Source organism: Desulfurivibrio modestus, from assembly GCF_044068625.1.
In the GTDB taxonomy this organism is placed as follows: Bacteria; Desulfobacterota; Desulfobulbia; order Desulfobulbales; family Desulfurivibrionaceae; genus Desulfurivibrio.
In genome coordinates this window covers 21167-46502 of sequence record NZ_JBIPKH010000014.1, presented here as the reverse complement: position 1 = coordinate 46502, position 25336 = coordinate 21167, and the positions used below count along the sequence as shown (strand labels likewise).

The following is a 25336-nucleotide window of genomic DNA, read 5'->3' as shown; positions in this document are numbered from 1 at the left end:
CCACTTATTTCCGCTCCTCGGGGTCCGGGTCCGGGGCTTGATTTTCGTCGCTGCCGCGACGGACAAAGGTGATTACCGCCACCGCCGCCAGCAGGGCGTAAACCAGGGCGATATGGCGCAGGGTCGGGTCATCCCGCAGTTCGGCCAGCAGCAGAAAGATCGCCACGCCGCTGGTGCCGAAGAGCTGGGCGGAGAGCATCCGGTCGGCCGGGCTGGGGCCGCGGACCACCCGGATCAGTCCCAGGCCGATGGTGAGCAGCAGGAAGAGGACGCAGCCCAGCAGCAGCGCTTCGACGCTCATGGCCGATCCTCCTGGTGAAAGAGCAGCTGGACCATCTTCTCCAGTCGGGCCAGATCGCCGTCGAGATCGCGGTCGGCATTGATGGTGTGGATCAGCAGGCTCTCCCGGTCCAGGCCGACGCTGAGGGTGCCGGGCAGCAGGGAAACGGTGTTGAGGAAAAAGATCCGGGCCGGGCCTTCGGGCAGTTGCCAGTGGTAGCGGTGCAGGCCCGGGCGCAGGGCGGGATCGGGGGCCAGGGCCCGGCGGGCCACATCGAGGCCGGCCCACAGGGAACGGAGGAGAAAGAAGGGCAGAAAGCGGCACAGCCCGCCCAGCCGCCACCGCCAGGCCCGGGATACGGGCAGGAGCAGGGAGGCCAGGGCGGCGGGGATCACCACCGCCAGCCCCGGCAGCCAGGCATCGGGCTGGCCGCCGGTGAGGATCAGCCAGATCGCGGCCAACTCCAGGGAGCGGCGGCCCAGGCGGCGCCAGGTGATGTGATGTTCGCCGAAGAGGATCATGTCGGATATTCAACCACGAAGGGCTTTTCTTTGTCAATCGCCGCCGCCGCGACAACCGTATTGACGATGGGGGGGGTGGGGGATTAGGTTGGCGGCATGAACGATCAAACTCCCTTCCCGGCAAAAAAAGCGGTGGTGTTGCTCTCCGGCGGCCTTGATTCCACCACGGTGCTGGCCCTGGCCGCCACCGCGGGATTTCGCTGTCACTGTCTCTCCTTCTCCTATGGCCAGCGCCACACCCGCGAGTTGGAACTGGCCCGGGCCAACGCCCGGCGCTGGGGGGCGGCGGAGCACCTGGTGCTTGATATCGCCCTGGACGCCATCGGCGGCTCGGCCCTGACTTCCCAACTGGCGGTGCCCAAGGATCGCTCCCCCGAGGCCATGGTCGCATCCGGGGGCGCCGGAGAGATCCCGGTTACCTATGTGCCGGGACGCAACACCATTTTCCTGGCCTACGCCGTCTCCTGGGCCGAGGTGTTGGGGGCCCGGGATATCTTCATCGGGGTCAACGCCGTCGATTTCAGCGGTTACCCCGATTGCCGGCCCGATTACCTGGCCGCCTTTGCCGCCGCCGCCAATCTCGGCACCCGGGCGGGGCGGGAGGGGCAGGGGTTTCGGATCCAGGCCCCCCTGCTTGCCCTGAGCAAAGGGGAGATCATCGCCAGGGGGCTGGAGTTGGGGGTGGATTACGCCCAGACCCACTCCTGCTACGATCCCGGCCCGGCCCAGCGGTCCTGCGGCCGTTGTGATGCCTGTATCCTGCGTCTTAAAGGTTTTGCCCAGGCCGGGCAGGCCGATCCCCTGGAGTATGCTCGATGAGCCCGCTTGCCCCCCCCAGTTCCGCCATGGAAATTGGCGGCCTGTTCATGGTTGGCCTGCCGGGTCAGCAGCTGGATCAATCCACCCGGGAGCTGATCCAGCGTGACCGGGTCAACGATTTTATTCTTTTCAAACGCAACGTGGGGGGGACGGAGCAGCTTGGGCAACTGGGGGCCGATCTGGCCCGGACCTGCCGGGAGGCCGGCCTGCCGCCGCCGCTGATCGCCATCGATCAGGAGGGGGGCACAGTGGCTCGCCTGCCCCCCCCCTTCACCCAGTTTGCCGATGCCCGGGTGTTGGCCGAAGGCCCGGAACCGGAGGCGGCCCTGGTGGATTACGCCCGTACCTGCGCGGCGGAGCTGCTGGCGGTGGGGATCAATATGAATCTGGCCCCGGTGCTGGATCTTTGCCCGGCGGGCCAGGGGTTTTACATGGAGCGGCGGGTGCTGGGGGATGACCCCGCCACCGTGGCCCGTTTGGGTTGTCTGGTGATCAAAACCATGCAGGAGGCCGGTCTGGCCGCCTGCGCCAAGCATTTTCCCGGCCTGGGCAGCGCCCGCCTGGATCCCCATCAGACCCTGCCCACCCTGAGGCGGGAGCGGGAGGAGCTGGAACGTTTGGACCTGCCCCCCTTTCAGGCCGCCGCCGACCTGGGGGTGGCGGCGATCATGACCTCGCACACCATCTACCCAGCCCTGGACTCGGAGCGGCCGGCCACCCTCTCTCCGTCGATCCTGGAACAGCTGCTGCGCCGGCAGATGGGTTATCGGGGGGTGATCGTCACCGATGATCTGGAGATGGGGGCCATCGAAAATCACCAGGCGGTGGAGGAGGCGGCCCTGGCCGCCCTGCTGGCGGGCGCCGATCAACTGCTGATCTGCCACGATCATCAAAAAGTGCGGCGGGCCAAGGAGCGGCTGCGCCAAGCCCTGGCGACGGGCCAACTGGCCCCCGCCCGGCTTGCCGGCTCCCTGGCCCGGATTGGCCGGTTACGGCAAAAGTTCACCGGCAAAGCCTGTTGACGGGGTTGGGCAAGTCAACTATCCTCAAGGCAGGAGGTGCTGAGCTTTTTGGTTGCAAAGATGGTAAACAGAGGCTATTTTGCCCGTTTTTCGTTGCACCACCCTTAATCTTCCGGGAGGAATTTATGGAGCTTCAGGTTGAAGGCCGTAACTTGGATATCCGCAAGGTCTGGCAGGAAAAGATCGAGGCCGAAAAGGCCCGGTTGACCCGGCACCATGCCGGACTGATCCACCATCTGCGGGTAAGCATCGAGGAGACCGCCAGCCACAAGAGCGGCGGCTACGAGGTTCGTCTGGTGGCGGGGGTTCCCAATGATACCGTGGTGGTTTCCCGCAAGGGCGAATCGGTGCGGACCATCCTGGGAGAGGCCTTCGACACCCTGGGCCTGCAGCTCAAGGAACTGCAGCGCAAGCGCCGTCAATTCTCCGCCACCAAGGGGCCGGAACTGGAAGAGCCGGAAGTAGCCTGATCTTCCCCGCAAAACCATGACATCCCTTGTCCAGGTCGATATCGGGGCGGCGTATCTTGAGCAAGCGGAAGATACGCTGCACCGCCGGATCCTCTCCCGCAAGGAAGAGCTGGCCGACCGCCTGCTGCTGCTGGCCCACCACTATCAACAGGAGGCGGTTTTCCGCCATGCCGACGCCACCGGCGATTCCCTGAAGCTGGCCCGGATCGCCGCCGAAAACCGGGAAAAGAGTCTGATCGTTTTCTGCGGCGTGCACTTCATGGCCGAATCGGCCGATATTCTCACCAACGAGGGGCAGCGGGTCTTTTTGCCCGATCTGCGGGCCGGCTGCCCCATGGCCGATATGGCCACCCGTCCCGAGGTGGAGTGGGCCTTTGCCGAGCTGGGCCAGGTGATCGATGCCGATGGCCTGGTGCCGGTGACCTACGTCAACTCCTCGGCGGCGATCAAGGCCCTGGTCGGGGAGCGGGGCGGTTCGGTCTGCACCTCCTCCAACGCCGAACGGGTCCTGCAATGGGCCCTGGCCAAGGGGGAACGGGTCTTCTTTTTCCCCGACGAACACCTGGGACGCAACTCCGCCGCCGCCATCGGCCTCGCCGAGGCCGAGGTGATTCTCTGGCGCCGGGGCCGGCCCCTGGGCGGCAATGATCCCGAGGCGGTGAAGCGGGCCCGGGTGATCCTCTGGGATGGCTACTGCACGGTGCACATGCAGTTTTCGGCGGCCCATGTGGAGGCCTGGCGGGCCCGCGACCCCCGGGTCAGGATCATCGTCCACCCCGAGTGCCGCCGGGAGGTGGTGAGCCGGGCCGACCAGTATGGCTCCACCGAAGCGATCATCAAGGCGATTGAACAGGCCCCGCCGGGCTCCAAATGGGCGGTGGGCACCGAGATCAACCTGGTCCGCCGCCTCCAGGCCCGTCACCCCGAGCAGGATATCCACTCCCTTTCCCCCTTTCAATGCCTCTGCTCCACCATGTATCGTATCAAGCCCGCCTACCTGCTCTGGATTCTCGACCACCTGGCGGCCGGGCGGGAGGTCAATCGGATCACGGTGCCGGCGGTGACGGCGGCTTCGGCCCGGCTGGCCCTGGAGCGGATGCTGGCGATCTGAGCGCCGAGGAGTGATGATGCCCAAAATTTATTTCGACAACAACGCCACCACTCCCCTGGCGCCCGAGGTGGCCGCGGCCATGGCCATCTCTTTAAAAGAGAACTTCGGCAATCCCTCCAGCGGCCACGCCCTGGGCGAGGAGGCCCGGCGGGCGGTGGAAGAGGGGCGGGAGCGGGTGGCGGCCCTCCTCCACTGCGCCTCGGAGCGGCTGGTGTTCACCGGCGGCGGCAGCGAGGCCAACTGCCAGGCGATTTTAAGCGCGGTTCTGGCCCGGCCCCGGGCCCACAAGATCGTCACCTCGGCGGTGGAGCACCCCTCGGTGCAGCAACCCCTCAATTTTCTCGAGAAACATCACGGTTACCAGATCCAACGCCTGCCGGTGGACGCGGCGGGCCGGTTGGATTCCGCCCGGCTGCGGGCGGCCCTCAGCGAAGATACCGCCCTGGTCTCACTGATGGCGGCCAACAATGAAACCGGAGTCCTTTGGGATCTGGCCGAGCTGGGGGCCATCTGCCGGGAGCGGGGGGTTCTCTTCCATTGTGACGCGGTGCAACTGGCCGGCAAAGAGGAGCTCAGGGCCGAGGAGTGGCCGGTGGATTATCTCAGCCTGGCCGCCCACAAATTGCACGGACCCAAGGGGTGCGGCGCCCTTTACCTGGCCCGGACCGCCCCGGTGACCCCGTTGATCATGGGAGCCGGCCAGGAAGGCGGCCGGCGGGCCGGCACCGAAAACGTGGCCGGCATTGTCGGTTTCGGTCTGGCCTGCGAGCTGGCGGCCGCCCACCTGGCCGGGGGAGGCCGGGAGAAACTGGCGGTCCTGGGCCGCAAGCTGGAGGCCGGAATTCGTGATTGCTGCCCGGGGGCGTTGATCAACGGGGGTGAGGCGCCGCGGTTGGCCAACACCATCAATGTCAGTTTTGAATACTGCTCTTCGGCCCAGATGATCCAGGACCTCGATGATCGAGGTTTTGCGGTATCGGCCCATGCCGCCTGTCACGGCGGCGATCTTGATCCCTCCCCGGTGCTGGCCGCCATGGCGGTGCCGGAGAGCTATCGCCACGGCACCTTGCGGATCAGCTTGAGCCGCTTGAACAGCGAGGCGGAAGTGGCCGCCTTTCTGGCCGTCCTGCCCGAGGTGGTTCGGCGTTCTCGCCAGGTCTTTGTCTAAGCAAGAGGAAAAACAATGTGTGGAATTGTCGGTTATATCGGGCCGCGCCGAGTGGTGCCGATTTTGTTGGAGGGGCTCAAGCGCCTGGAATATCGGGGCTATGATTCGGCGGGTCTGGTTTATCTCCACCAGGGTGGTCTGGTCAAGCACCGGGCCATGGGCAAGCTGGTCAACCTGGAGGAGAAGCTGGACGCGGTGCGGGATGTGGAGAGCCATATCGGCCTGGGGCATACCCGTTGGGCCACCCATGGTTCGCCCTCGGAACTCAACGCCCACCCCCATAGCGACTGTACCGGCGAGCTGGTGGTGGTCCATAATGGAATCATCGAAAACTACCACGCCCTACGGGAGGAGTTGCAGGGCAAGGGCCATGTCTTCCGTTCCGAAACCGATACCGAGGTCTTGGTCCACCTGATCGAGGAGCTTTTCAACGGCAAGAATCTGCTGGCGGCGGTGCGCAAAGCCCTGCAAAGGGTTCAGGGTTCCTACGCGGTGGGGGTGATGTGGTCCGGGGCGCCGGATATGCTGATCGCCGCCCGTTGCCAGAGTCCGTTGGTGCTGGGGGTGCCGGAGCCTGGGGATGGCGGCGGCTGCCTGCTGGCCTCCGATATTCCCGCCCTGCTGCCTTACACCAACCGGGTGGTTTTTCTCGACGACCACGAGGTGGCCCTGCTCTACCGCGACCGCTTCGAGGTCCGCAAGCTGGCCTCCGGCCGGGAGGTCTCCAAGGAGGTTAAAATCGTCGACTGGAATCCGGCCATGGCCGAGAAGGGCGGGTATACCCATTTCATGCTCAAGGAGATCTTCGAGCAACCCCAGGCGATCCTCAGCACCTTCCGGGGGCGGGTCGATCCCGAAAACGGCCAGGTCAGCCTGCCGGAGCTGGGGCTTTCCGACCGGGAGATCAAGGGGATCAAGCGGATCTCGCTGCTGGCCTGCGGTAGCTCCTGGCATGCCGCCCTGGTGGCCAAATACTGGCTGGAAAAACGGGTCGGGATTCCGGTGGAGGTGGATATCGCCTCGGAGTTTCGCTATCGCCGCCTGATCCTTGATAAAAGTGTCCTGGTGGTGCCGATCTCCCAGTCCGGCGAGACCGCCGATACCCTGGCCGGCATGCGCCTGGCCCGCCAGGCGGGCGCCCGGGTGCTGACCATCTGTAACGTGCTGGGCAGTACCATGACCCGGGAGGCCCATGGGACCATCTACACTCATGCCGGCCCCGAGATCGGGGTGGCCTCCACCAAGGCCTTCACCTGCCAGCTGGTGGCCCTGTTCCTCCTCACCCTCTATTTCGCCCAGGTACGGGGGACCATGGTGGCCGAGGAGCGCCGGACCATGATCGAATCCCTGGTTGAACTGCCTCCCCTGGTGGCCAAGGAGCTGCCCGGCTGGCTGGAGGAGATGGAGCGGCTGGCCGAGGAGTTTGTCAAAAGCCGCCACTTTCTCTTCCTGGCTCGGGGGGAGAATTTCCCCATCGCCCTGGAGGGGGCCCTGAAGCTCAAGGAGATCTCCTATATCCACGCCGAGGGTTATGCCGCCGGCGAGATGAAGCATGGACCCATCGCCCTGATCGACCGGGATATGCCGGTGCTGGCCCTGGCCCCCCAGGACGGGGTTTATGAAAAGCTGATCGCCAACGTCGAGGAGGTCAAGGCCCGGCATGGCCGCCTGATCCTGCTGGGCAGCCGGGGGGATGACGGTCTGGCCCGCTTGGGCGAGTTTGTGGTGCAACTGCCGGTGGTGATGCCGGATCTCAATCCGATTCTTTATACCATCCCCTTGCAGTTGTTGGCTTACCAGGTGGCCAGGCTGCGGGGTTGTGATGTGGATCAGCCCCGCAATCTGGCCAAGAGCGTCACCGTTGAGTAGGGTAAGCGCGGGAGAGTGATGAAGATGAGTACGCAAGAGAGTGGGCCGCCGACCAGGGATATCCGTCATGATCCGATGATTGCCGGGATTCTGGGCCGGGTGCCGGAGCGGGTGGCCGCCTCCTTTTCCGAGGAGCAGCTGCTCAGCCTCAAGGAGGCCATGGGCGCCCATCGCGGTCATCGCCATCCCTTTGATGTGCGGGGGGTGGTTGGGGTGGGCAGCCGCCGCTGGTATTATGTGTTCCTGGCCGGCCGTGACCGGCGGGCCAGCCGGCGGCAGGAGGGGCGTTGCAATCGGATCGCCATGGCCGTTTTCTGGGCCATTTATCTATTGGTGGGCCTGCTGCTGGGCCTGGGCCTGCTGACCCTGCTTAAATGGGGATTCGGCGTTGACCTGGTGGCCGACGGTCTCAATATGGTGCCGGCCCTGGACGAGATGCTGGCCTGGTTGCCCACGGAGGCCCGGCCGGTTACTTTGGGAGGGGGAGAGCGATGATTGTTCCGGTTTTACTGGCCGGTGGTTCCGGCACCCGGCTTTGGCCGCTCTCCAGGGAGCTTTATCCCAAGCAGTTGCTGGCCTTGACCAGTGAAGAGACCATGCTGCAGCAGACGGTGCGCCGCCTGGAGCAGCTTTCGGGGGTGGGTCGGCCCATCGTGGTCTGCACCGAGGATCACCGGTTCATGGTGGCTGAGCAGTTGCGGGCGGTGGGAGTCAAGGCCACCATTCTGATCGAGCCGGTGGGGCGGGACACCGCGCCGGCCATTGCCGCCGCCGCCCTGGAGGCCGCCGCCGACGGTGATGATCCCCTGTTGCTGGTGCTGCCCGCCGATCACCTGGTGCGGCAGGTCGATCTCTTTGCCGCCGTGGTGGCCAGCGGGGAAGCGGTGGCCGAGACCGGCGGGCTGGTCACCTTCGGAATCGTGCCGACCCACCCGGAAACCGGCTATGGCTACATCCAGCCCGGGGAGCCCCTGAACCCCGAGGGTGGCGCCCGGGCGGTGGTCTGCTTCCGTGAAAAACCGGATGCTGCCTCCGCGGCCGCCTATCTGGCCGAGGGTTATCTCTGGAACAGCGGGATTTTTCTGTTTAAAGCCTCCCGCTTGCTCGCCGAGTTGGCCGCCTTCGAACCGGAAATGGCCGCCCGGGTGGCCGAGGCCCACGCCAAGCGCCACCTGGATCTCGATTTTATCCGCCTGGACAAGGAGGCTTTTTCCGCCTCTCCCGCCCGCTCTATCGATTACGCGGTGATGGAGCGCACCGCCGCCGCGGCGGTGATCCCATTGGCCTGCGGCTGGAGTGACGTGGGTTCCTGGAACGCCCTTTGGGAGATCGGTCCCGCCGACCCCGAGGGCAATACCCTCCATGGCCAGGTGCTGGCCCGGGACAGCCATGACTGTTATGTCCGGACCTCGGGCCGGCTGGTGGCCCTGCTGGGGGTTGACAATCTGGTGGTGGTGGAAACCGCCGACGCGATCCTGGTGGCCCGTCGGGACCGGGTCCAGGAGGTGAAGGAGCTGGTGGGCGAGTTGAAGCAGCGGGGGCGGGAGGAGGTGCTGCTCCATCGTCGGGTTTTTCGCCCCTGGGGCTCCTACGAGTGTGTCGATACCGCCGATCGTTTCCAGGTGAAGCGGATCGTGGTCAACCCCGGGGCCAGCCTCTCCCTGCAGCGCCATTACCACCGGGCGGAACACTGGGTGGTGGTCAAGGGTACCGCCGAGGTCACCACCGACGGCCAAACCCGGCTGCTCAGCGAAAACGAATCCACCTTTATCCCGGTGGGGGCCCTGCACCGGCTGCGCAATCCCGGCCAGATCCCCCTGGAGCTGATCGAAGTGCAGTCGGGCAGCTACCTGGGCGAGGACGATATCGAGCGCCACGAAGATATCTACAACCGGTAAGGGGGTGGAATCACTGCCCCTCCCTGGCCCCCGGCGTTAGGTTAGAGCTTGCCGTGCTCCCGCAGGGCCGCGATGTAGGGGCCGAAGAGGAGCTGGTAGTCATGGAAGGCCTTTTTGAGGACCAGGGGCATCTTGCCGGCATCCCGCTGATTGACCACCAGGTTGGCGCTCCAGGTGAGGGCCTGCAGGTCGTAGAGGGTGTGGAAATCGGGTCCGATCAGGACGTAGAGCAGCATCCGGCGCACACCCATCGGCAGTTTGCGCATATGGCGGTGAAAGGCCGAATCGGCCAAGCCCCCCTCCTCGAAGTCACTATGCAGCACCACCGCCGAGAAGTTGACAAACCGCATCCTTTTTTCCGCCGCCGCCCCGCTTGCCGGGAACTCGGGCTGATAGCCCAGGATCTGTAAAGCCTCACCGACCTGGCGCCGGAGCTGCTCGTCCCTGACCAGGACCAAGGCCAGGGGCACGTCCTTGACCACCTCCTCCAGATCGGGCTGGGCCCCATCCTCCCGCAGCCAGGCAATATCGGGGGGGGACGGGGGGGCTGGCGCCGTGCCGCTTGCTTGGGGCCGCTCCGGCTTGGGGGCTCCCGGGGCGGCCTCCACGGGGATCTCTTCCCGGTTAAGGTGGATCCCCTCCCGGCAGTTGGGGCAGGAGATCTTCAGGGTCTTGCCTTCGGGCAGGCCGCTCAAGGCCTGGCGGATTTTCGATTTTTGGGGGACGGAGAGGTTGATCTCTTTTTGGCAGTGGGGGCAGTGGGTCAGCATTTGGTGGTTCTCCCTGGCTTGATCTTCCGGTTAACGGCGGCGGGCGCGGGGGTCGGTCTCCTCCATGCTGAGCCCCTTGATTCTGGTGGTCTCTTCGCCCTTGGCCGCCTTGATCTGGTCTAAGCCCCGGTTGATGGTGGTCCGGCGGGTGCAGTAGGCCACGGCGGTCTCTTCGGTGATGATCCCCTGTTCGTAAAGCTGGAGGATATGCTGGTCGAAGGTCTGCCAGCCGAAGGCCCGCGAGTCGGAGATGATGTCGTAGTAGGTTTTGTCCTCCTGCTCGCCGTTCTGGATCAGATCCTTGATCCGCAGGCTCATCCCCATGATCTCCAGGGCCGCCACCCGGCCGCCCCCGATTTTGGGCAGCAGCCGCTGGCAGACGATCCAGCGGACGGTGTCGATCAGGCGGTTGCGGACCTGGGCCTGCTCATCCCGCTCGAACATACCCAGGATGCGGTTGATGGTCTGGCCGGCATCGACGGTATGGAGGGTGGAGAGCACCAGGTGGCCGGTCTCCGCCGCCGACAACCCGATCTCCATGGTGGTCCGGTCCCGCATCTCACCCACCAGGATGATCTTGGGGGCCTGGCGGAGGGCGGCGCGCAGCCCGGAGGAAAACTCATCGAAGTCGGTGCTCAGCTCTCGCTGGTTGAAGGTGGCCTGCTTGTGCGGGTGCACGAACTCAATGGGGTCCTCCAGGGTAATGATATGCTCCGGTCGCTCGTCGTTCAGCTTGTCCAGCAGGGCGGCCAGGGTGGTTGACTTACCCGAACCGGTGGCGCCGGTGACCAGGATAAAGCCGCTGCGCTCGATGGACATGTTGTTGAAGATGGAGGGCAGGTTGAGGTCGGCGATGGTGGGGATCTGGGTGGAGAGTTTCCGCAGGACGGTGGCCAGGTTCCCCTTCTGCTGAAAAATGTTGATCCGGAAACGGGCCTTGTCCTCCACGGTATGGGAAAGATCGCAGGAGCCCCGCTCGATCAGGTCGTTGAGCAGCCGTTTGTCCCCCCGGATCAGATTGAGGGCGAAAACCTCGGTCTGGAAGGGGGTCAACGCCTCCACCGGCGGTTCCACCCGGATCGGCAGCAGGCGACCCGCCGCTTCCACCTGCAGGGGCCTTCCCACCGTGAGGTTGAGGTCTGAAACGTTGTCGTAGGCCTCCAGCATGGTGGAGATCCAGTAATCCCTTTCCGCCTCTTTCATGGTTTGCCTCTCTTGCCCTGATCTGGGTTTGGCTGTCGGTTACGGCCTGGGGCATTTTAGTGGATTGGGGCCGGCCCTGACAACGCTTTATTTATTGCCGCCGGTTTTGGGCAGCAGCAGGAACAGTTCGGCGGGATGCCTGGTCGCCCCGGCGGCGATCTCGGCGTACCGGTCTCCCCCCCAGAAGAGATCGATCCGGCCCCGGCCCACGATGGCGGAGCCGCTGTCCTGGTTGAAGACGAAACGGCCGAAGGGCTGCCAGCCGCTGATGGTGCCGTCGGCTTCGGCCAACGGTTTGGTTCCCGCCAGGTAGGCCGGAATCCCGGGGGGGTAGTGGGTCTGGTCCATGGCCAGGGAGCGGCCGGCGGTCAGGGGCAGGCCGAAGGAGCCCAGGGGGCCGGGGGCGTCCACCTCCCCCCAGCGGAAGAAGATGTAGGACTCGTTGTGGTGGAGTACCCGCCGCAGCTGCTCGGGGTGGGTCCGCAGGTAACGGAGAATGCCGGGCAGGTCGGCCTCTTCCCGGCTCAGCCGGCCCTCGCTGACCAGCAGCCGGCCGATACTGCGATATTCCCGGCCGCTTTTGGCGGCGTAAAGTAGCGGGCGCGTGGTGCCGTCGGGCAAGCGCACCCGGCCGGAGCCCTGGACATGGAGCACGAAGGCTTCCAGCGGGTCGGCCAGGTAAACCAGTTCCTGGCCGGCCAGCAGGTTGCCGTTTTCGATCTGGGCCCGACTCCAGTAAGGTTGCAGTTGGCCCTCCACCAGGCGCCCCTCCCGGCCGTCGATCCGGGTCAGGTCCGGCGGCGGGGAGTAGAGGGGATAGGGGAAATCCGGGCCGGGCTCCAGACTGCCCGCCACCTCCGGGGCGTAGTAACCGGTGAGGAAGGCCATGCCCGAGGGCCCCTCCCCGCCGCTGGGGCAGAGGTGAAAATTTTCCCGCACATGGGCGGTCAAATCGGCGGCATCGGCGGCTAGCCGGGCCGCCGCGATCAACTCCTCCAGCCCCTGGCGCAGTTGGTTAAGGGTGTAGACTTGCCCGCACAGTTCGAAGGCGCGGGTCCCGTCCCGCCGGGCCATGATCTGGCGGCTGGTTTCGGCGGCCGCAACCAGTCCCCTCAGTTGCAGGTCGTCCTCCAGGGGCCGGTTCGGCCCCCCGATCGCCGCTGTGGCTCCCGCCGCGAGCAGGAGCAGGAGGATCAGGCCGACAAGATAGCGGCGCGGTTCAACTCTTGTTAGCATAGGTTTTTATTAAGGTTTAGCTTGTTCTTGACAGAGCTTGGCGCTCTTTCTATATTGCCTCTCTCGGTGCCGCGTTCAAAGCGATGGCCCCGAGAACGCCGGAGTGGTGAAACTGGTAGACGCACGGGACTCAAAATCCCGCGACCGCAAGGTCATGTCGGTTCGATTCCGACCTCCGGCACCAGAAATAACAGGGGGCTTCCGACTGATGGTCGGTAAGCCCCTTTTTTATGCGTTTCCCCGGCGATAAAGTCTGTCCGGCCGCTCTATTTTTCGATGGTGGCCGTCGCCTTGGGTTGCAACGCCTTCATGATCGGCCCGATGATATCGGTGGGGACCGGGAAGACGATGGTGGAGCTCTTGTCGCCGGCGATATTGGCCAGGGTTTGCAGATAACGGAGCTGCATCGCTTCCGGCTGGATCGAGAGGGTCTGGGCCGCCTCCAGCAAACGCTGGGACGCCTGAACCTCGCCCTCGGCGTGGATTACCTTGGCCCGCCGCTCCCGCTCCGCTTCGGCCTGGCGGGCGATGGCCCGGATCATCGACTCGTTGATGTCGACGTGTTTGATCTCGACACTGGAGACCTTGATCCCCCAGGCGTCGGTCTGGACATCCAGGGCCTGCTGGATATCCAGATTGAGTTTCTCCCGCTCGGCCAGCATCTCATCCAGTTCATGCTTGCCCAGAACCGCCCGCAGGGTGGTTTGGGCCAGCTGGCTGGTGGCCACCATGTAGTTTTCCACCTGGATAATGGCTCGCTGGGGGTCCACCACCCGAAAATAGACCACCGCGTTGACCTTGACCGAGACGTTGTCCCGGGAGATCACATCCTGGCTGGGCACGTCCATGGTCAGGGTCCGCAGATCCACCCGGACCATCTGCTGCAGGCCGGGAACCACGATGATCAGGCCCGGGCCCTTGACCCGCCAGAACCGGCCCAGCTGGAAAACCACCCCCCGTTCATATTCCCGTAAAATCCGGAAGGTGTACCCCGCCAGCAGGACCAGGCCCGCCAGCACCATCAAAATAAAATAACCGTCGATCATCTGCGTCATCCTCCTTGTTATTCCACGTCCAGTTCCAAGCCGTTGATGGCGATCACCCTGACCTGTTGGCCCTGGCGGATCAACTTGGCGCTTTTGGCCTTCCAGTTTTCGCTGTGTACCATGATCCAGCCTCGGCCCTGTTCGTCGAAATCGGTTAGCGCCTTGCCCATGGCCCCCACCATCTCCTCGGCTCCCGCCACCACCGGTCGTCGTCGGGCTTTCAGGGCCATGCCGATCACCCCCAGCAGAAAGACCACGGTGGCCAGGGTTACCGCGATAATCAGGGGCCAGGGGAGGGTAAATCCCGGAGCACTGGTATCCATAAGCATCACCGATCCGATCACGAAGGCCACCACCCCGCCGATGCCCAGGATACCGAAGGAGGGGATCATCAACTCGGCGGTCATGAACCCGACCCCCAGCAGAATCAACCCCACCCCCACATAACTCACCGGCAGAAGGTGGAAGGCATAGAGCGCCAGCAGCAGAGAGATGGCGCCGGTGACCCCCGGCACGAAAAAGCCGGGGTTGTAAAACTCCAGCAACAGGCCGTAAACCCCGATCAGCATCAAGATATAGGCCACGCTGGGATTGGTCACCGTGGCCAGAAAACGGTTGCGCCAGTCGGGGTCGATGGCGATGGTGGGGGCGGTGGCGGTATTAAGGGTGATCTCGCCGGCGGCCAGCACGATCCGCCGGCCATCGATTTGAGCGAGCAGATCGGCAAGATCGCGGGCCACCAGGTCCACCACATTGATGGCCGCCGCCTCTTCGGCCGGCAGGCTCAGCGCCTCCCGAACCGCCCGTTCGGCCCACTCCATATTGCGGCCCCGCATCTGGGCCAGGCTGCGGATATAGGCGGTGGCGTCCTCGATCTGCTTGCGGGTGAGGGCGTCCCCGGCGGGTGCTTCCTTTTCCACCCCCTCCCGCTCTTGCTCGTTTTCCGCCTCTTCGTCGCGTTCGCCGCCCGGGGAGGGGGCGCCGGGCCCGCCGATCGCCACCGGGGTGGCCGCCCCCAGGTTGGTGCCCGGGGCCATGGCGGCAATATGGCTGGCGTAGAGAATGTAGGTGCCGGCGCTGGCGGCCCGGGCCCCGGAGGGATGGACAAAGGTGGCCACCGGGACCGGCGAGGCGATGATATCCTTGATGATCTCCCGCATGGCGGTATCGAGGCCGCCGGGGGTGTCCATCTGCAGAACCACCAGTTGGGCGCCCATGTTCGCGGCCCGGTTCAAGCCCCGCTTGATGTAATCGGCGGTGGCCGGGCCAATGGCGCCGTCGACGGTGAGAATCGCCACCGGGGCCCGGGCGGCTGCCGGTGGCGTATTTTCCTCGCCGGCGGCCTGGGTGCCCAAGTGGGGCCACCACAGAGGGGCCAGCAGCAGCAGCAACAGCAGCATCCGGCGACCGTATCGCAAAAGCGCGGGGTTAATCATCATTATAGCCGTTTGCCCCTCAGGTCAGGGCCTGGGCCAGATCTTCCCGGAGATCATCAATATGTTCCAGCCCCACCGAGAGGCGGACAAAATCGGGGGAGACTCCGGCGGCCTGCTGCTCGGCCGGGGTCAACTGGGAGTGGGTGGTGGAGGCCGGGTGGATCGCCAGGCTCCGGGCGTCGCCGATGTTGGCCAGGTGGCTGAACAGTTTAAGCTGGTTGATGAACCGGCGGCCGCTCTCCAGCCCCCCCTTGATCCCAAAGCCCACCAGGGCGCCGTAGCCCCCCCGGAGCTGCTTTTGGGCCATGGCGTGGGTGGGGTGGTTCGCCAGTCCCGGGTAGAGAACCCACTCCACCGCCGGATGGCCCTGCAGAAACTCGGCCACGGCCATGGCGTTGGCGCAGTGGCGTTCCATCCGTAAAGTCAGGGTTTCGATCCCCTGGAGCAGCAGGAAGCTGTTCATCGGCGAAAGGCAGGCCCCGGTGTCCCGCAACAGAATGGTTCGGGCCCGGATCACGTAGGCCGCCTTGCCCACCGCCTGGCTCCAAACCACCCCGCCATAGGAGGCGTCCGGCTCGGTGAGCATGGGAAATTTGCCGGCAGCCTGCCAGTCGAAATTGCCCGAATCGACGATCACCCCGCCGATGGAGTTGCCGTGCCCCCCACAAAACTTGGTCAATGAATGGACCACGATATCGGCCCCGAACTCGAAGGGGCGGCAGAGGGCCGGGGTGGGCACGGTGTTGTCCACGATCAGGGGAATTCCGGCCCGGTGGGCCACCTGGGCGATGGCGGCCAGATCCGGGGTGTCCAGGCGGGGATTGCCGATGGTTTCCACCAGCAGGGCGCGGGTTTTATCGGTGATCGCCGCCGCGAAGGCCTCCGGCTGGTCGGCGGCCACAAAAGTGGTGGTGATGCCGTAACGGGGCAGGGTGTGTTGCAGCAGGTTGTAGGTCCCGCCATAGAGGCTGGAGGCGGCCACCAGGTGATGCCCGGCCTCGCAGATGTTCATGATGGCGTAGGTGATGGCGGAGGAGCCCGAGCTGGTGGCCAGGGCCCCGACGCCGCCCTCCAGCATCATCATCCGCCGCTCCAGCACATCGGTGGTGGGGTTCATGATCCGGGTATAGATATTGCCGGTGGCTTCCGCGGGAAAATCGTCGGGCCGCAATCCCGGGGTATCCAGGTTCAGGCGCGGGGCCCACACCTCGGGCTTGAGGGCAAAAAGCGAGGCGGCATCGTCGGTGTCGGCGAAGACGTAGCTGGTGGTCTGATAGATGGGAACCGCCCGGCTGCGGGTGGCCACATCCGGGGTGTGGCCGCCGTGCAGGGCGATGGTCTCGGCTTTCCAATCTTTCTTCGGCATGGCAGGCTCCTCCTTACCAGTCCGTTGAAAAAGCCATCCCTGGCTTTTCCAACTAACAGTTGGCCAAAGATGGCTTTGGCCAACCTCACGAACAGCCTGTTTTTCAACGGGCTGTTACGGTTCGTTTCCACTTTCACCGCTTCGTCGGGCAATGTCAAGCCCAAAGGGGGAGGGCGCTAAGGGGGCGCCAGCCGGCTTTGGGGCCATCGGCAAGAAAATTAACAAAAAGTGCTGTTTTTTTCAGAAAGGGGCGCAAATCAATTGACAAAAAAACGGTTTATTGTTCTCCTTTTTCTCAACCAATTTAGAAAAATGAGGGGCCGGGCATGAGGGATGTGAAGAGGGGGTCATCCACCGAGAAACTGCTTGAAATCATTCGGGGAAACTCCCAGGCGGAGTCTTCGTCGCCCCCGGTCTCATCCACCGCCTCCGGAGGAGGGAAACGGATCTTCTCCGCCGCCGGCAAGGGTCCGGTTGTGGGGGTGCTGGTTGAGGAGGACGCTCTGCGGTTGGTGAGGATGACCGGCCCCGTTGCGAACCGGCGGCTTGATGACTGCAAGAGCTATCCTTATCCCGGCAACCTGACCCCCGCCGGCGAAACCTTTCCCGCCTTTCTCAAAACCTCCCTCCAGAACTTTGGGGTGAGCGCCGCCGCCCGGATCTGGGCGGTGTTGCCCTCCGATCAGCTTGAGGTTTACCCCCTGCGCCTCCCCAAGGCCTCGGGCCGGGAGCTCTCCAGCGCCGTTTACTGGGCGATGCAGAAGGAGAAGCGATTCAACGAGCAGCAGGTGATCTTCGACTACTCCCTGGTGGGGGAGGTGATGGACAAGGGGATTCCCAAGCTGCAGGTGGTCTGCTATCTGGCCCGTCGCGAGGCGGTGCAGGCCTTGCAGCGGTTGTATCGCCGGGCCGGCTTTGCCTTGAGCGGGCTGAGCTGCGAGGCGGCGGCGATCAACGAGCTGCTCCGGGCCGGTTCCGCCGCCCCGCCGGGGGAGTCCTGGGCCCACGTTCACCTGGATCGGGAGTGGTCCCGGATCGACCTTTTCTCCCGGCATGATTTTCTGTTCAGTCGCAATATCCGGACCGGCAGCAACAGCTTTGTCGAGGCCATGGTGGAGGAGAGTCCCACGGAGCTTTCCGCCGCCGAGGCCATGGCCCGGTTCGAGGATAAGTTGAGGGGAAGGGGCGAGGCCGGTGCCGGTCAGGATGAAGAGCTACTGCGACTGATCACCCCGGCCCTGGGCCGGCTGGCCAACCAGATCGAGCGAACCTTCGAATACTTTGAGCAGACCCTCCACTTTCCCCGGCCGGAAAAACTGATCCTTTCCGGTGGGGCCGCTCTCTTTCCGGGGCTGGCCGCTTACCTTCAGGAGCAGTTGGCCATAGCCGTCGAAATTCTCGACCCCTTTGTCTTCGCGGGCCCGAGCCTGGTCTCCATCCACGCCCCCGCGGCGCCAAGGGAACGGATCCTCTTTGCCGTGCCCCTGGGCCTGGCCCTGGCCGAGGTGGGCTCCACCCCCAATTTTCTCCATACCTACCGAGAGAAGGAGCAGGCCCGCAAGGAGCGCCTGACCCAACGGGCGGCGGTTGTCGGCATGGCTCTGCTGGTGGGCCTGGCCCTGGTTTTTTACGGCTGGCAGGCCCACACCCGGGCCGGCTACCAGGCGGAACTCGACCGCCGGCAGGCCGAGCTGGTCGCCCTGGGTCCGGAGCTTAGCCCCCAGTATCTGAGTGGCCTTCTTGCCCAGGCGCGCAAAAGCCGGGAGGAGAGCGAGCGGTCGCTGGTCCGCCACAAGAGCATCGCGGTGCTGGGAGAGGTGGCAGCGGTTTCGATGGCGCCCAATGTGCGGCTGCACAGTCTCATGATCGATGCCGGAGACAAGGGCGCCACCGGAGCCGGCAATCTGATTCTGGACGGCTTTGTCGAGGGGAACCGGCAACTGCTCGACTCCTACTTGACGGGATATATCGTGCGGTTGCAGGCCTCCGGGCTGTTCAGCAACGTCCGGTTGCAAAAAACCACCGAGGAGAGCTATCCGGGAATCGGCAAGGTTTTGAAATTTACCCTTTCCATGCAATATGGTTGAAGCGGGGCCTGGTTGCCAATGATCATCAAGGGAAATACTCCGGTGGCGATGCTGCTCTATCTGGCGGGCGGTTTCATGGCGTTGCTGGCCATCAGCTTCCTGCTGGTGCTGCCGACCCGCCAGGATGCCGAGGGGCTGCGCCGGCAGATTGCCGAGACCGAGGCGCGGATCGAGGAGGCGAAACTGCTGGACCCCCTTTACGCCCAGCTCACCGCCCTGCAAAAAGCCCGGGAGGAGTTGGCTCTGCCCCCGGTTCCGCCCCTGGAGGGGCTGGCGGGCGAGGTTGGTGGGATCGCCCCCGAGCTGGAGCAGGTCAGCCGGCGGGCCGGGATGAAGCTGGTTTCCGCCACCCCCAGCCCCGCCTCCCTGGAGGGGGGCTCCGACCTGCTGCTGGTCGAGCTGGTGATCGAGGGTGACTATCCGGCCTTGCGCGAGCTGCTGCTTGGACTGCTGGAGATCCCCTACCTCCAGGCGGTCTCCTCCCTCCAGATCCGGGAAATAATCGGCGGCCGGGAATACACCCTGCAGTTGCTGCTAAAGTTGGGCAAATAAACGGTGAGCTGAAGCCGAGCGATGGAAAAGAGAGAAAAAATTTTACTGGCCCTGGCCGGAGCGGCGATGGTGATCGGCGGCTGGGTGCTGTTGACCGACCCGGGTCGGGGGCTGGAGCAGCCGGCCGCGGTGGTGACGGGGGCCTCCGAGGAGCTGCGCCGGGAAATTGCCGAGCAGTTGCCGCGGCTGGCCATCGGGGCGCGGGAGCGGGAGGCCGCCCGGGCCCTCAACCGGCCCTGGCCGGTGGACCCCTTCTATTTTCGCACCGAAAAAAGTCCTGTCGAACTGGCGGGGGATCAGTTCGAACACCTTTTCCGGTACACCGGCTATGTTGAGATGGGCCCCCGACGAATGGCGATCATCAATGGCCGGGAGTTCGGCGAAAACGAAGCGCTGGAGATCGCCGGTGCCCGCCTGCGGCACATCTATCCCGAGCGGGTGCTGATCGCCGTGGACACCCGGGAGACCCTGGTGGTCATTCCCTTTGAAGAGGAGGAAGGAAGATGAGTTGTCGCCGGGTCATGTTGGCTCTCGGTCTGGCCCTGTCGCTGCTTCTGCTGTCGGGCTGCGCCGCCCAGAAGTCCCAGCTCCAGCAGGAGGGCTTTTTCGAGGAGTGGCGGTTGCTGGCCGAGGATGCCAGGGGGCACTCTCCCGCGCCGCGGCGGGAAAGCGTGCTGCTGGCGCCGCTGGTGGAACAGGTGGAAACCATCACCGGCCTGGAGGATGAGTTCCGCCCCATGCCCACCAAGCCGGTGAGCATGCACCTCTGGAACGTCCCCATCACCTCGGTGCTGCGCAGTCTGGCCCGGCTGGCCGAGCTTAACCTGATCATCAATCCCACCATCACCGGCACCACCGACGTTCATCTCCACAACGTGCCCTGGGATCAAGCCTTCCGCGGCATGCTGGCCACCCACGGCCTGGCTTACGCCTGGGAGGGGGATATTCTGCGGGTGATGACCATCGACGACATGGAGCATGATTTGCGGCTGGCGGCGGTCAAGGAGAAGAAGGGGGCCCATCGGATCGAGATCGGTAGGGTGGCCCCCCTGGCCTCCCAGATCGTCAAGATAAGCTATGCCAATGCCGGCGAGTTGCGGGAGACCCTGCTGGCCATGCTGACCAAGGATGGCGAGGGCAATGCCCGGGGATCGGTGGTGGTGGATCGCCACTCCAACTCCCTGGTGATCCAGGCCACCCAGGAGGATCTTGAGCGGGTGGGTCGGATGATCACCTTGCTCGATCGACCCCGGCCCCAGGTGCTGATCGAGGCCACCATCGTCGAGGCCTCCAAGTCGGTGGCCCGCGACCTGGGAGTCCAGTGGTCCGGCCGTTATCTGGCGGGGCAAAACCGGCCCCACGGGATCACCGAGGGGCTTGATCCCACCGCTCTGCTGCCGGCCACCGGCCAGGAAACCCTGCTCGGCGGCGGGGTGAACCCCGACGGCTCCCCCATCACTTCCACCCTGGGCCTGCTTTACGGCTCCAGCAACTGGAACTTCCTCAGTCTTCAGCTCCAGGCCCTGCAGGAGGACGGTAAGGTCAACATTTTGTCCCAGCCCTCCATCACCACCATGGACAACCAGATGGCCTTCACCGAGAACGGCACCCGGATTCCGGTGGTGACCGTCACCGACGGCGATCGCACCGTGCGCTATGAGAACGCGGTGCTGCGGCTGGAGATAACCCCCAATATCATCGACCCAGACAACCTGCGGATGAAGATCGCGGTCACCAAGGATGAGGTTGATTTGAGCCGGCAGGTGGAGGGCAACCCCTTTATCATCAAGAAGCAGACCGAAACCAACCTCAACGTGGCCAACGGCGAAACCATCGTGATTTCGGGGCTCACCAAACAGCAGTTGGCCGACACCAACAGCGGGGTGCCCGGACTCAAGGATCTGCCCGGCCTGGGCTGGTTCTTTCGGGGGTCCAGCAAGGCCAGCGCCATGGAGGAGGTTTTGATTTTTCTGACCCCGGTCATTTTGCCCCAAAGAATCGCCGCCCCCTGATGGAGCAGCCCCCGTGGAATATTTCCAGCTGCTGCAGATCATCATCTTTGCCCAGGAGGAGTTTGCCGAGCGGCTGGCGGCCAAGCCCAACTTCCAGGATCGGATCAACCTGCTCTATCGGCTGCGGCCGCTTAGTTTCGCCGAAACCCGGGCGGCCTGGGAGCTTTTTCCCCAAGTGACGGCGCTGCCGGCTCAGATCGTCCGGGTGGCCGCAAGTCCCGGCCCGGTCCCCCGGCCCGATGGCATATAATCGATCACCCGTGCTAGAGGTAGTGACCTTGAGAAAGAAAGTGCTGCTGGGCGAGATGCTGGTCGCGGCCGGCATAATCAGTCAGGAAAAGCTGGCCCGGGCCCTGGAGGATCAGGCCAGGTCCGGCTTGCGCCTGGGGGAGTACCTGATCCGCAACGCTCTTGTCCGCGAAGAGCAGATCATCGAGCTGGTGAGCAAGCAGTTGCGGATTCCCCGTTTCTCCTCTGCCGATTTCACCATCGATTCCCGGCTGGCCACCCTGCTGGCCCCCGAGCTGGCCCAGAAACACCGGGCCGTCCCCCTGGGCCTGCGGGGCTCGGTGCTGCTGCTGGTCATGACCGATCCCATGGATATCTACGCCCTGGACGCCATCGAGGGTTCCACCGGCAAGGAGGTGCAGCCCTACATCTGCCCGGAGAGCGAATTTGAACAACTGATCGCCACCGTTTACGGGTTGCGGACCGGCCTTGACGGCTTGATGGAGGATATGGCCACCCTGGAGGTGGGGGAGCGGGAGGCCGAGGAGCTGGCCGGCGAGGTGGCGGTCTCCTCCCTGCAGAGCATGGCCGAGGATGCCCCGGTTATCCGCCTGGTCAACTCCATCCTCTCCCAGGCGGTGGTCGAAAAGGCCAGTGATGTCCATATCAGTCCGGAAAAGAAGTATATCCAGGTGCGCTTCCGGATCGACGGCCGCCTGCAGGAGGTGTCGGCCCCGCCCCGCAACCTGCACCTGGCCCTGGTCTCCCGCCTCAAGATTTTGGCCAACATGGATATCGCCACCACCAGAATCCCCCAGGACGGTCGTTTTACCATCAATATGGCCAAGCGGGAGATCAACGTCCGGGTCTCCACCCTGCCCACCATCCATGGGGAAAACGTGGTGTTGCGCTTGCTCGACATGGGGGGCGGCATCTATACCATGGAGGAGCTGGGGATGGAGGAGGCGGAACGAACCCGGCTGGCCGGCCTGGTGAGCAAGCCCTACGGAATGATCCTGGCCACCGGCCCCACCGGCAGCGGTAAATCCACCACCCTTTACGCCATCCTCCGCGAACTTAATCAGCCCGAGATCAATATCGTCACCCTGGAGGATCCGGTGGAATACCGGATGGAAAAGATTCGTCAGGTGCAGCTCAACCGCAAGGCGGGCATGACCTTCGCCTCGGGCCTGCGCTCGATTCTGCGCCAGGACCCCGACGTGGTGATGGTGGGCGAGATCCGCGACCGGGAAACCGCCGATATCGCGGTGCAGGCGGCTCTTACCGGCCACCGGCTGCTCTCCACCGTCCACACCAACGACGCCGCCGGGGCGATCACCCGCCTGCTGGACATGGGGGTGGAACCCTTCATGATCGCTTCCTCCCTGCTGGTTTCGGTGGCCCAGCGGCTGGTCCGTAAAACCTGTCCCCACTGCCGGGAGAGGTATGAGCCGGATCGGGCCCTCCTCCACTTCTGGGAGTTGGAACAGGAGGCGGGTGTCGAGTTTTTCCGGGGGGCCGGCTGTATCCAGTGCCGACAAACCGGTTACGCCGGACGGGTGGGGCTCTACGAGATTCTGCCCAATGATGAAACGGTGCAGGAGCTGATCATGCAGCGGGCCTCCTCCCAGGCGATCACCCGGGCCATGCGGCAGGCCGGCAAGCTCCGCACCCTGAAAGAGGACGGGGCCGCCAAGATCCTGGCCGGAATCACCACCGTTGAGGAAGCCACCACGGCGGTCATGGTATAGGCGATGAAATTTTCCTACAAAGCCATCGACGACGTGGGCACCGTGGTTGCCGGAACCCTGGAGGCGGAGAGTCGGGAGGCGGTTTATGTGGCCCTGGCGGAAAGGGGCTTGTTGCCCACCGAGGTGGCCAGTGGCGAAAACCCTCTCCTGGTTTATCTCCGGCGGCTGGAGCTGGCCCTGGAGCGAATCCGGCCGGTTGATCTGATCTTCTTCACCAAGCAGTTCCGCACCCTGTTCAAGGCGGGGATCCCGGTGGTGGAGGCGTTGCGGATTCTGGAGTTTCAGACCCAGAACGGCAAGCTGAAACGGGTGGTGGCCCAAATGGGCGAGGAGATCAGTGCCGGCAGCTCTTTGGGGGACGCCTTCGCCGCCCATCCCACGGTCTTTCCGCCCCTCTATATCGGGATGATTCGGGCCGGCGAGGCCAGCGGCTCCCTGGTCGGGGTGCTGGGGAGCGCCTGGTCTATATCATGGATCATGAGCATCGGATCAAGGCCCGGATCAACTCCGCCATGCAGTATCCCAAAATCGTGGTGGTGGCTCTGGTGGCCGCCTTCCTTTTTCTGCTCAGCTTCGTGGTGCCCGCCTTTGCCAGCATCTTTGCCGGGGCCAACCTGATCCTGCCCCTCCCCACCCGGATGGCCATGGCTCTCCATACCATGCTCCTGCAGTGGTGGATGGTCAGCCTGCCCTTGATTCTGCTGCTGCTGACCGCGGTTTACTGGTACCAGCAAACCCCCGCCGGCCGGTTGCGGCGGGATCGCCTGTTGCTGGCTCTGCCGATCATGGGTCCGGTCTTCTGCAAGGCGGCCATGTCCCGTTTTGCCAGTATTTTTGCCATTCTGCAGATGAGCGGGATCGGGGTGCTGGATTCCATGCGGATCATCTCCGATTCCATCGGCAACAGCGCCATCTCCCATGAGTTTGACCGGATCGGCGATAAGCTCCGGGAGGGGCGGGGAATCTCCGACCCCCTGCGTTCCGCCAAATATTTCACCCCCATGGTGATCAACATGGTGGCGGTGGGGGAGGAGTCGGGCCGGTTGGAGGAGATGCTGCAGGATATCTCCAACCACTACGATGACGAGGTGGAGTATGAGGTGGGCCGGATGACCGAACTGCTGGGACCCCTGCTGATCGTGGCCCTGGCGGCGGTGGTGGGCTTTTTTGCCTTGGCCATCTTCATGCCGATGTGGGATATGGTGCAAACCGTCGGTTAACCGGGCTGGCGGGTTGGGCCGTTAAATGCTATAGTCGGTGCCGCTGGGGCACCAGGCGGTTTCGCCGTTGCGCGGTTTCGACGGTCGGGGTCGCGAAGGGGTGTTGTTAACATTAACAGTTGAGGAGGAGCTTTGATGGAAAGGAAAAGTTTGCGGCGTTCCCAGGGTGGTTTTACCCTGATCGAGATCATCGCCGTGCTGGTGATTCTGGGAATCCTGGCGGCGGTGGCGATTCCCCGGTTTCAGAACTTGCAGAGCGATGCCCAGGAAAAGGCGGTGGAAGCGGCCATTGGCGCGGCCTCTTCCAATGTCACCTTAAGCTACGCCCAATTTTTGCTCACCAACTCCAATGAGCCTACGGGGATCACCGGCAACGAGTGGGTTGGGGCCACGGGGACCACCGCCGTGGCTATTCCCGCCGATCTGGGTGACTTTACGGCCGACTACAGCTATGCCGCTGGGGTTGTGACCATCGAAATCACAGACGGTCCCGACTGGTTTGCGGCCAGCAGCGCCGATAAAACCAAAACTTTTAGTATTCAGTAAGGGTTGGCGGGTAAGGGTGCCGGGGGATCGGGCACGCCGGTTTCCCCGTCGCTTTTTTCTAGAAGAGCAGCCGCCGTAGCCAGCCCCGGCTCAGCTCCTTCTCGCACTGGTCGTATTGCCGCTGGTAGCGGTTGGCGTTCTGCTGCACCCGGTTGGCGGTGTTCAGTAGCCGGGGCTTGTGCTGATAGGTGCCCCGGGCGTAGCCCCCGTGGCCCTCGTGGTAGGCCAGGTAGAGGTTGCGGGCGTCGGTTGGGGGGATCCGGTTGCGGCGATGGCTGTGGTGGTTGTACCAGCCGATAAAATCGGTGGCGTGGGCGAAATTGCCCCGTCGGGCCCGCCAGTTGCCGGTGGCCTGCCGGTATTCGTTCCAGGTCCCGTCCAGGGCCTGGGCGTAGCCCCGGGCGCTGGAGGGCCGTTTCCAGGGGATGATCCCCAGCAGGCGGGTTCGCTCCGGCCTGGCCCGGGCCTGGAAGGCCGATTCCTGGTAGATGAAGGCCATGGTCACCGGTGGTGGGACCTTCCAGCGTTTTTCGGCGCGGATGGCGGCCCGGTACCAGGAGCGGTTCTCCGCGAAGATCTCGCAGATGTCGGCGTGGTTGCGGGGCTGGGTGGTGGCGCAGCCGCCCAGGAGCATCAGCCAGCAGAGCGGGAGGGCCAAGAGGGGCCATATTGGGCGGCGGGGGCTGATCATAACGGTACGCATTTTACCCCATGGGAGCCGGTTG

At 64.4% G+C, this 25336-nt stretch carries 26 protein-coding genes and 1 tRNA gene; 18 read left to right on the top strand and 9 right to left on the bottom strand.

The genetic code is table 11. The annotated features are described in order from the left end of the window. Positions 1–4: 4 nt before the first annotated feature. Positions 5–301, bottom strand: a complete 297-nt coding sequence (locus ACHHRT_RS09515) for a monovalent cation/H+ antiporter complex subunit F (protein WP_395499534.1) — start codon at positions 299–301, stop codon at positions 5–7. Next, entirely contained in the window at positions 298–801 is a 504-nt protein-coding gene (locus ACHHRT_RS09510; RefSeq protein WP_395499533.1) for a Na+/H+ antiporter subunit E, read from the bottom strand. Before ACHHRT_RS09510 ends, ACHHRT_RS09515 begins: the two co-directional genes overlap by 4 nt. A 96-nt stretch (positions 802–897) precedes the next feature. On the opposite strand from ACHHRT_RS09510, the gene queC reads away from it, so the two are divergent. From queC to ACHHRT_RS09470, 8 genes are all read left to right on the top strand, one after another. Then, the gene (gene queC, locus ACHHRT_RS09505; protein ID WP_395499532.1) at positions 898–1620 is read left to right on the top strand and encodes a 7-cyano-7-deazaguanine synthase QueC; all 723 of its coding nucleotides are present in this window, start codon (positions 898–900) and stop codon (positions 1618–1620) included. Beyond that, on the top strand, positions 1617–2642 hold the full coding sequence (gene nagZ / locus ACHHRT_RS09500) for a beta-N-acetylhexosaminidase (protein WP_395499531.1): 1026 nt from the start codon (positions 1617–1619) through the stop codon (positions 2640–2642). Before queC ends, nagZ begins: the two co-directional genes overlap by 4 nt. 125 nt (positions 2643–2767) lie before the next feature. Beyond that, on the top strand, positions 2768–3112 hold the full coding sequence (locus ACHHRT_RS09495) for an HPF/RaiA family ribosome-associated protein (protein ID WP_395499530.1): 345 nt from the start codon (positions 2768–2770) through the stop codon (positions 3110–3112). A gap of 16 nt (positions 3113–3128) precedes the next feature. After that, positions 3129–4223, top strand: a complete 1095-nt coding sequence (gene nadA / locus ACHHRT_RS09490; protein WP_395499529.1) for a quinolinate synthase NadA — start codon at positions 3129–3131, stop codon at positions 4221–4223. A 13-nt stretch (positions 4224–4236) separates the two neighbouring features. Then, positions 4237–5391: a cysteine desulfurase family protein gene (locus tag ACHHRT_RS09485; protein ID WP_395499528.1), complete on the top strand. Its 1155-nt coding sequence runs from the start codon at positions 4237–4239 to the stop codon at positions 5389–5391. 15 nt (positions 5392–5406) lie between these two features. Next, positions 5407–7260 carry a glutamine--fructose-6-phosphate transaminase (isomerizing) gene (gene glmS / locus ACHHRT_RS09480; protein ID WP_395499527.1) on the top strand — a complete coding sequence of 618 codons (1854 nt, stop codon included), beginning with the start codon at positions 5407–5409 and terminating at the stop codon, positions 7258–7260. A gap of 24 nt (positions 7261–7284) precedes the next feature. Then, on the top strand, positions 7285–7755 hold the full coding sequence (locus ACHHRT_RS09475) for a hypothetical protein (RefSeq protein ID WP_395499526.1): 471 nt from the start codon (positions 7285–7287) through the stop codon (positions 7753–7755). After that, entirely contained in the window at positions 7752–9158 is a 1407-nt protein-coding gene (locus tag ACHHRT_RS09470) for a mannose-1-phosphate guanylyltransferase/mannose-6-phosphate isomerase (protein ID WP_395499525.1), read from the top strand. The genes ACHHRT_RS09475 and ACHHRT_RS09470 overlap by 4 nt, the downstream gene beginning before the upstream one ends. A gap of 41 nt (positions 9159–9199) precedes the next feature. On the opposite strand, the gene ACHHRT_RS09465 is transcribed toward ACHHRT_RS09470, so the two are convergent. The 3 genes from ACHHRT_RS09465 to mltA form a co-directional block, all read right to left on the bottom strand. After that, entirely contained in the window at positions 9200–9928 is a 729-nt protein-coding gene (locus ACHHRT_RS09465; RefSeq protein WP_395499524.1) for a zinc ribbon domain-containing protein, read from the bottom strand. A gap of 30 nt (positions 9929–9958) precedes the next feature. Beyond that, positions 9959–11131, bottom strand: coding sequence for a type IV pilus twitching motility protein PilT (locus tag ACHHRT_RS09460; RefSeq protein ID WP_395499523.1), 1173 nt, complete (start codon positions 11129–11131; stop codon positions 9959–9961). Positions 11132–11218: 87 nt separating this feature from the next. After that, positions 11219–12367 (bottom strand): murein transglycosylase A, encoded by a 1149-nt coding sequence (mltA, locus tag ACHHRT_RS09455; protein ID WP_395499522.1) that lies wholly within the window; start codon positions 12365–12367, stop codon positions 11219–11221. A gap of 97 nt (positions 12368–12464) precedes the next feature. Here mltA and ACHHRT_RS09450 point away from each other — a divergent pair. Further along, positions 12465–12551 (top strand) — tRNA-Leu (locus ACHHRT_RS09450). An 82-nt stretch (positions 12552–12633) separates the two neighbouring features. On the opposite strand, the gene ACHHRT_RS09445 is transcribed toward ACHHRT_RS09450, so the two are convergent. From ACHHRT_RS09445 to ACHHRT_RS09435, 3 genes are read right to left on the bottom strand one after another with little or no spacing between them, the layout of a single operon-like run. Then, positions 12634–13413 (bottom strand): slipin family protein, encoded by a 780-nt coding sequence (locus tag ACHHRT_RS09445; RefSeq protein ID WP_395499577.1) that lies wholly within the window; start codon positions 13411–13413, stop codon positions 12634–12636. A 17-nt stretch (positions 13414–13430) separates the two neighbouring features. Then, positions 13431–14852, bottom strand: a complete 1422-nt coding sequence (locus ACHHRT_RS09440) for an NfeD family protein (protein ID WP_395499521.1) — start codon at positions 14850–14852, stop codon at positions 13431–13433. Positions 14853–14868: 16 nt separating this feature from the next. Next, positions 14869–16215 (bottom strand): O-acetylhomoserine aminocarboxypropyltransferase/cysteine synthase family protein, encoded by a 1347-nt coding sequence (locus tag ACHHRT_RS09435; RefSeq protein ID WP_395499520.1) that lies wholly within the window; start codon positions 16213–16215, stop codon positions 14869–14871. Positions 16216–16541: 326 nt separating this feature from the next. On the opposite strand from ACHHRT_RS09435, the gene pilM reads away from it, so the two are divergent. From pilM to ACHHRT_RS09390, 9 genes are all read left to right on the top strand, one after another. Next, on the top strand, positions 16542–18302 hold the full coding sequence (gene pilM, locus ACHHRT_RS09430; protein ID WP_395499519.1) for a pilus assembly protein PilM: 1761 nt from the start codon (positions 16542–16544) through the stop codon (positions 18300–18302). Between the two features lie 18 nt (positions 18303–18320). Continuing rightward, complete coding sequence (locus ACHHRT_RS09425; protein ID WP_395499518.1) at positions 18321–18854, top strand: hypothetical protein; 534 nt, start codon at positions 18321–18323, stop codon at positions 18852–18854. 21 nt (positions 18855–18875) lie between these two features. Then, on the top strand, positions 18876–19361 hold the full coding sequence (locus tag ACHHRT_RS09420) for a hypothetical protein (RefSeq protein ID WP_395499517.1): 486 nt from the start codon (positions 18876–18878) through the stop codon (positions 19359–19361). Continuing rightward, positions 19358–20866, top strand: a complete 1509-nt coding sequence (pilQ, locus tag ACHHRT_RS09415; RefSeq protein WP_395499516.1) for a type IV pilus secretin PilQ — start codon at positions 19358–19360, stop codon at positions 20864–20866. The genes ACHHRT_RS09420 and pilQ overlap by 4 nt, the downstream gene beginning before the upstream one ends. Before the next feature lie 13 nt (positions 20867–20879). Then, the gene (locus tag ACHHRT_RS09410) at positions 20880–21116 is read left to right on the top strand and encodes a hypothetical protein (protein WP_395499515.1); all 237 of its coding nucleotides are present in this window, start codon (positions 20880–20882) and stop codon (positions 21114–21116) included. 28 nt (positions 21117–21144) lie between these two features. Next, a complete protein-coding gene (locus ACHHRT_RS09405) occupies positions 21145–22845 on the top strand; it encodes a GspE/PulE family protein (RefSeq protein WP_395499514.1) in 1701 nt (566 codons plus the stop codon). Between the two features lie 3 nt (positions 22846–22848). Continuing rightward, the gene (locus ACHHRT_RS09400; protein WP_395499513.1) at positions 22849–23463 is read left to right on the top strand and encodes a type II secretion system F family protein; all 615 of its coding nucleotides are present in this window, start codon (positions 22849–22851) and stop codon (positions 23461–23463) included. Continuing rightward, entirely contained in the window at positions 23358–24065 is a 708-nt protein-coding gene (locus tag ACHHRT_RS09395) for a type II secretion system F family protein (protein WP_395499576.1), read from the top strand. Before ACHHRT_RS09400 ends, ACHHRT_RS09395 begins: the two co-directional genes overlap by 106 nt. Positions 24066–24200: 135 nt before the next feature. Continuing rightward, positions 24201–24611 (top strand): type II secretion system protein, encoded by a 411-nt coding sequence (locus ACHHRT_RS09390; protein ID WP_395499512.1) that lies wholly within the window; start codon positions 24201–24203, stop codon positions 24609–24611. A gap of 58 nt (positions 24612–24669) precedes the next feature. Here the strand turns inward: ACHHRT_RS09390 and ACHHRT_RS09385 are convergent, their stop codons facing one another. Next, positions 24670–25314 carry a transglycosylase SLT domain-containing protein gene (locus ACHHRT_RS09385; RefSeq protein ID WP_395499511.1) on the bottom strand — a complete coding sequence of 215 codons (645 nt, stop codon included), beginning with the start codon at positions 25312–25314 and terminating at the stop codon, positions 24670–24672. Positions 25315–25336: the final 22 nt, after the last annotated feature.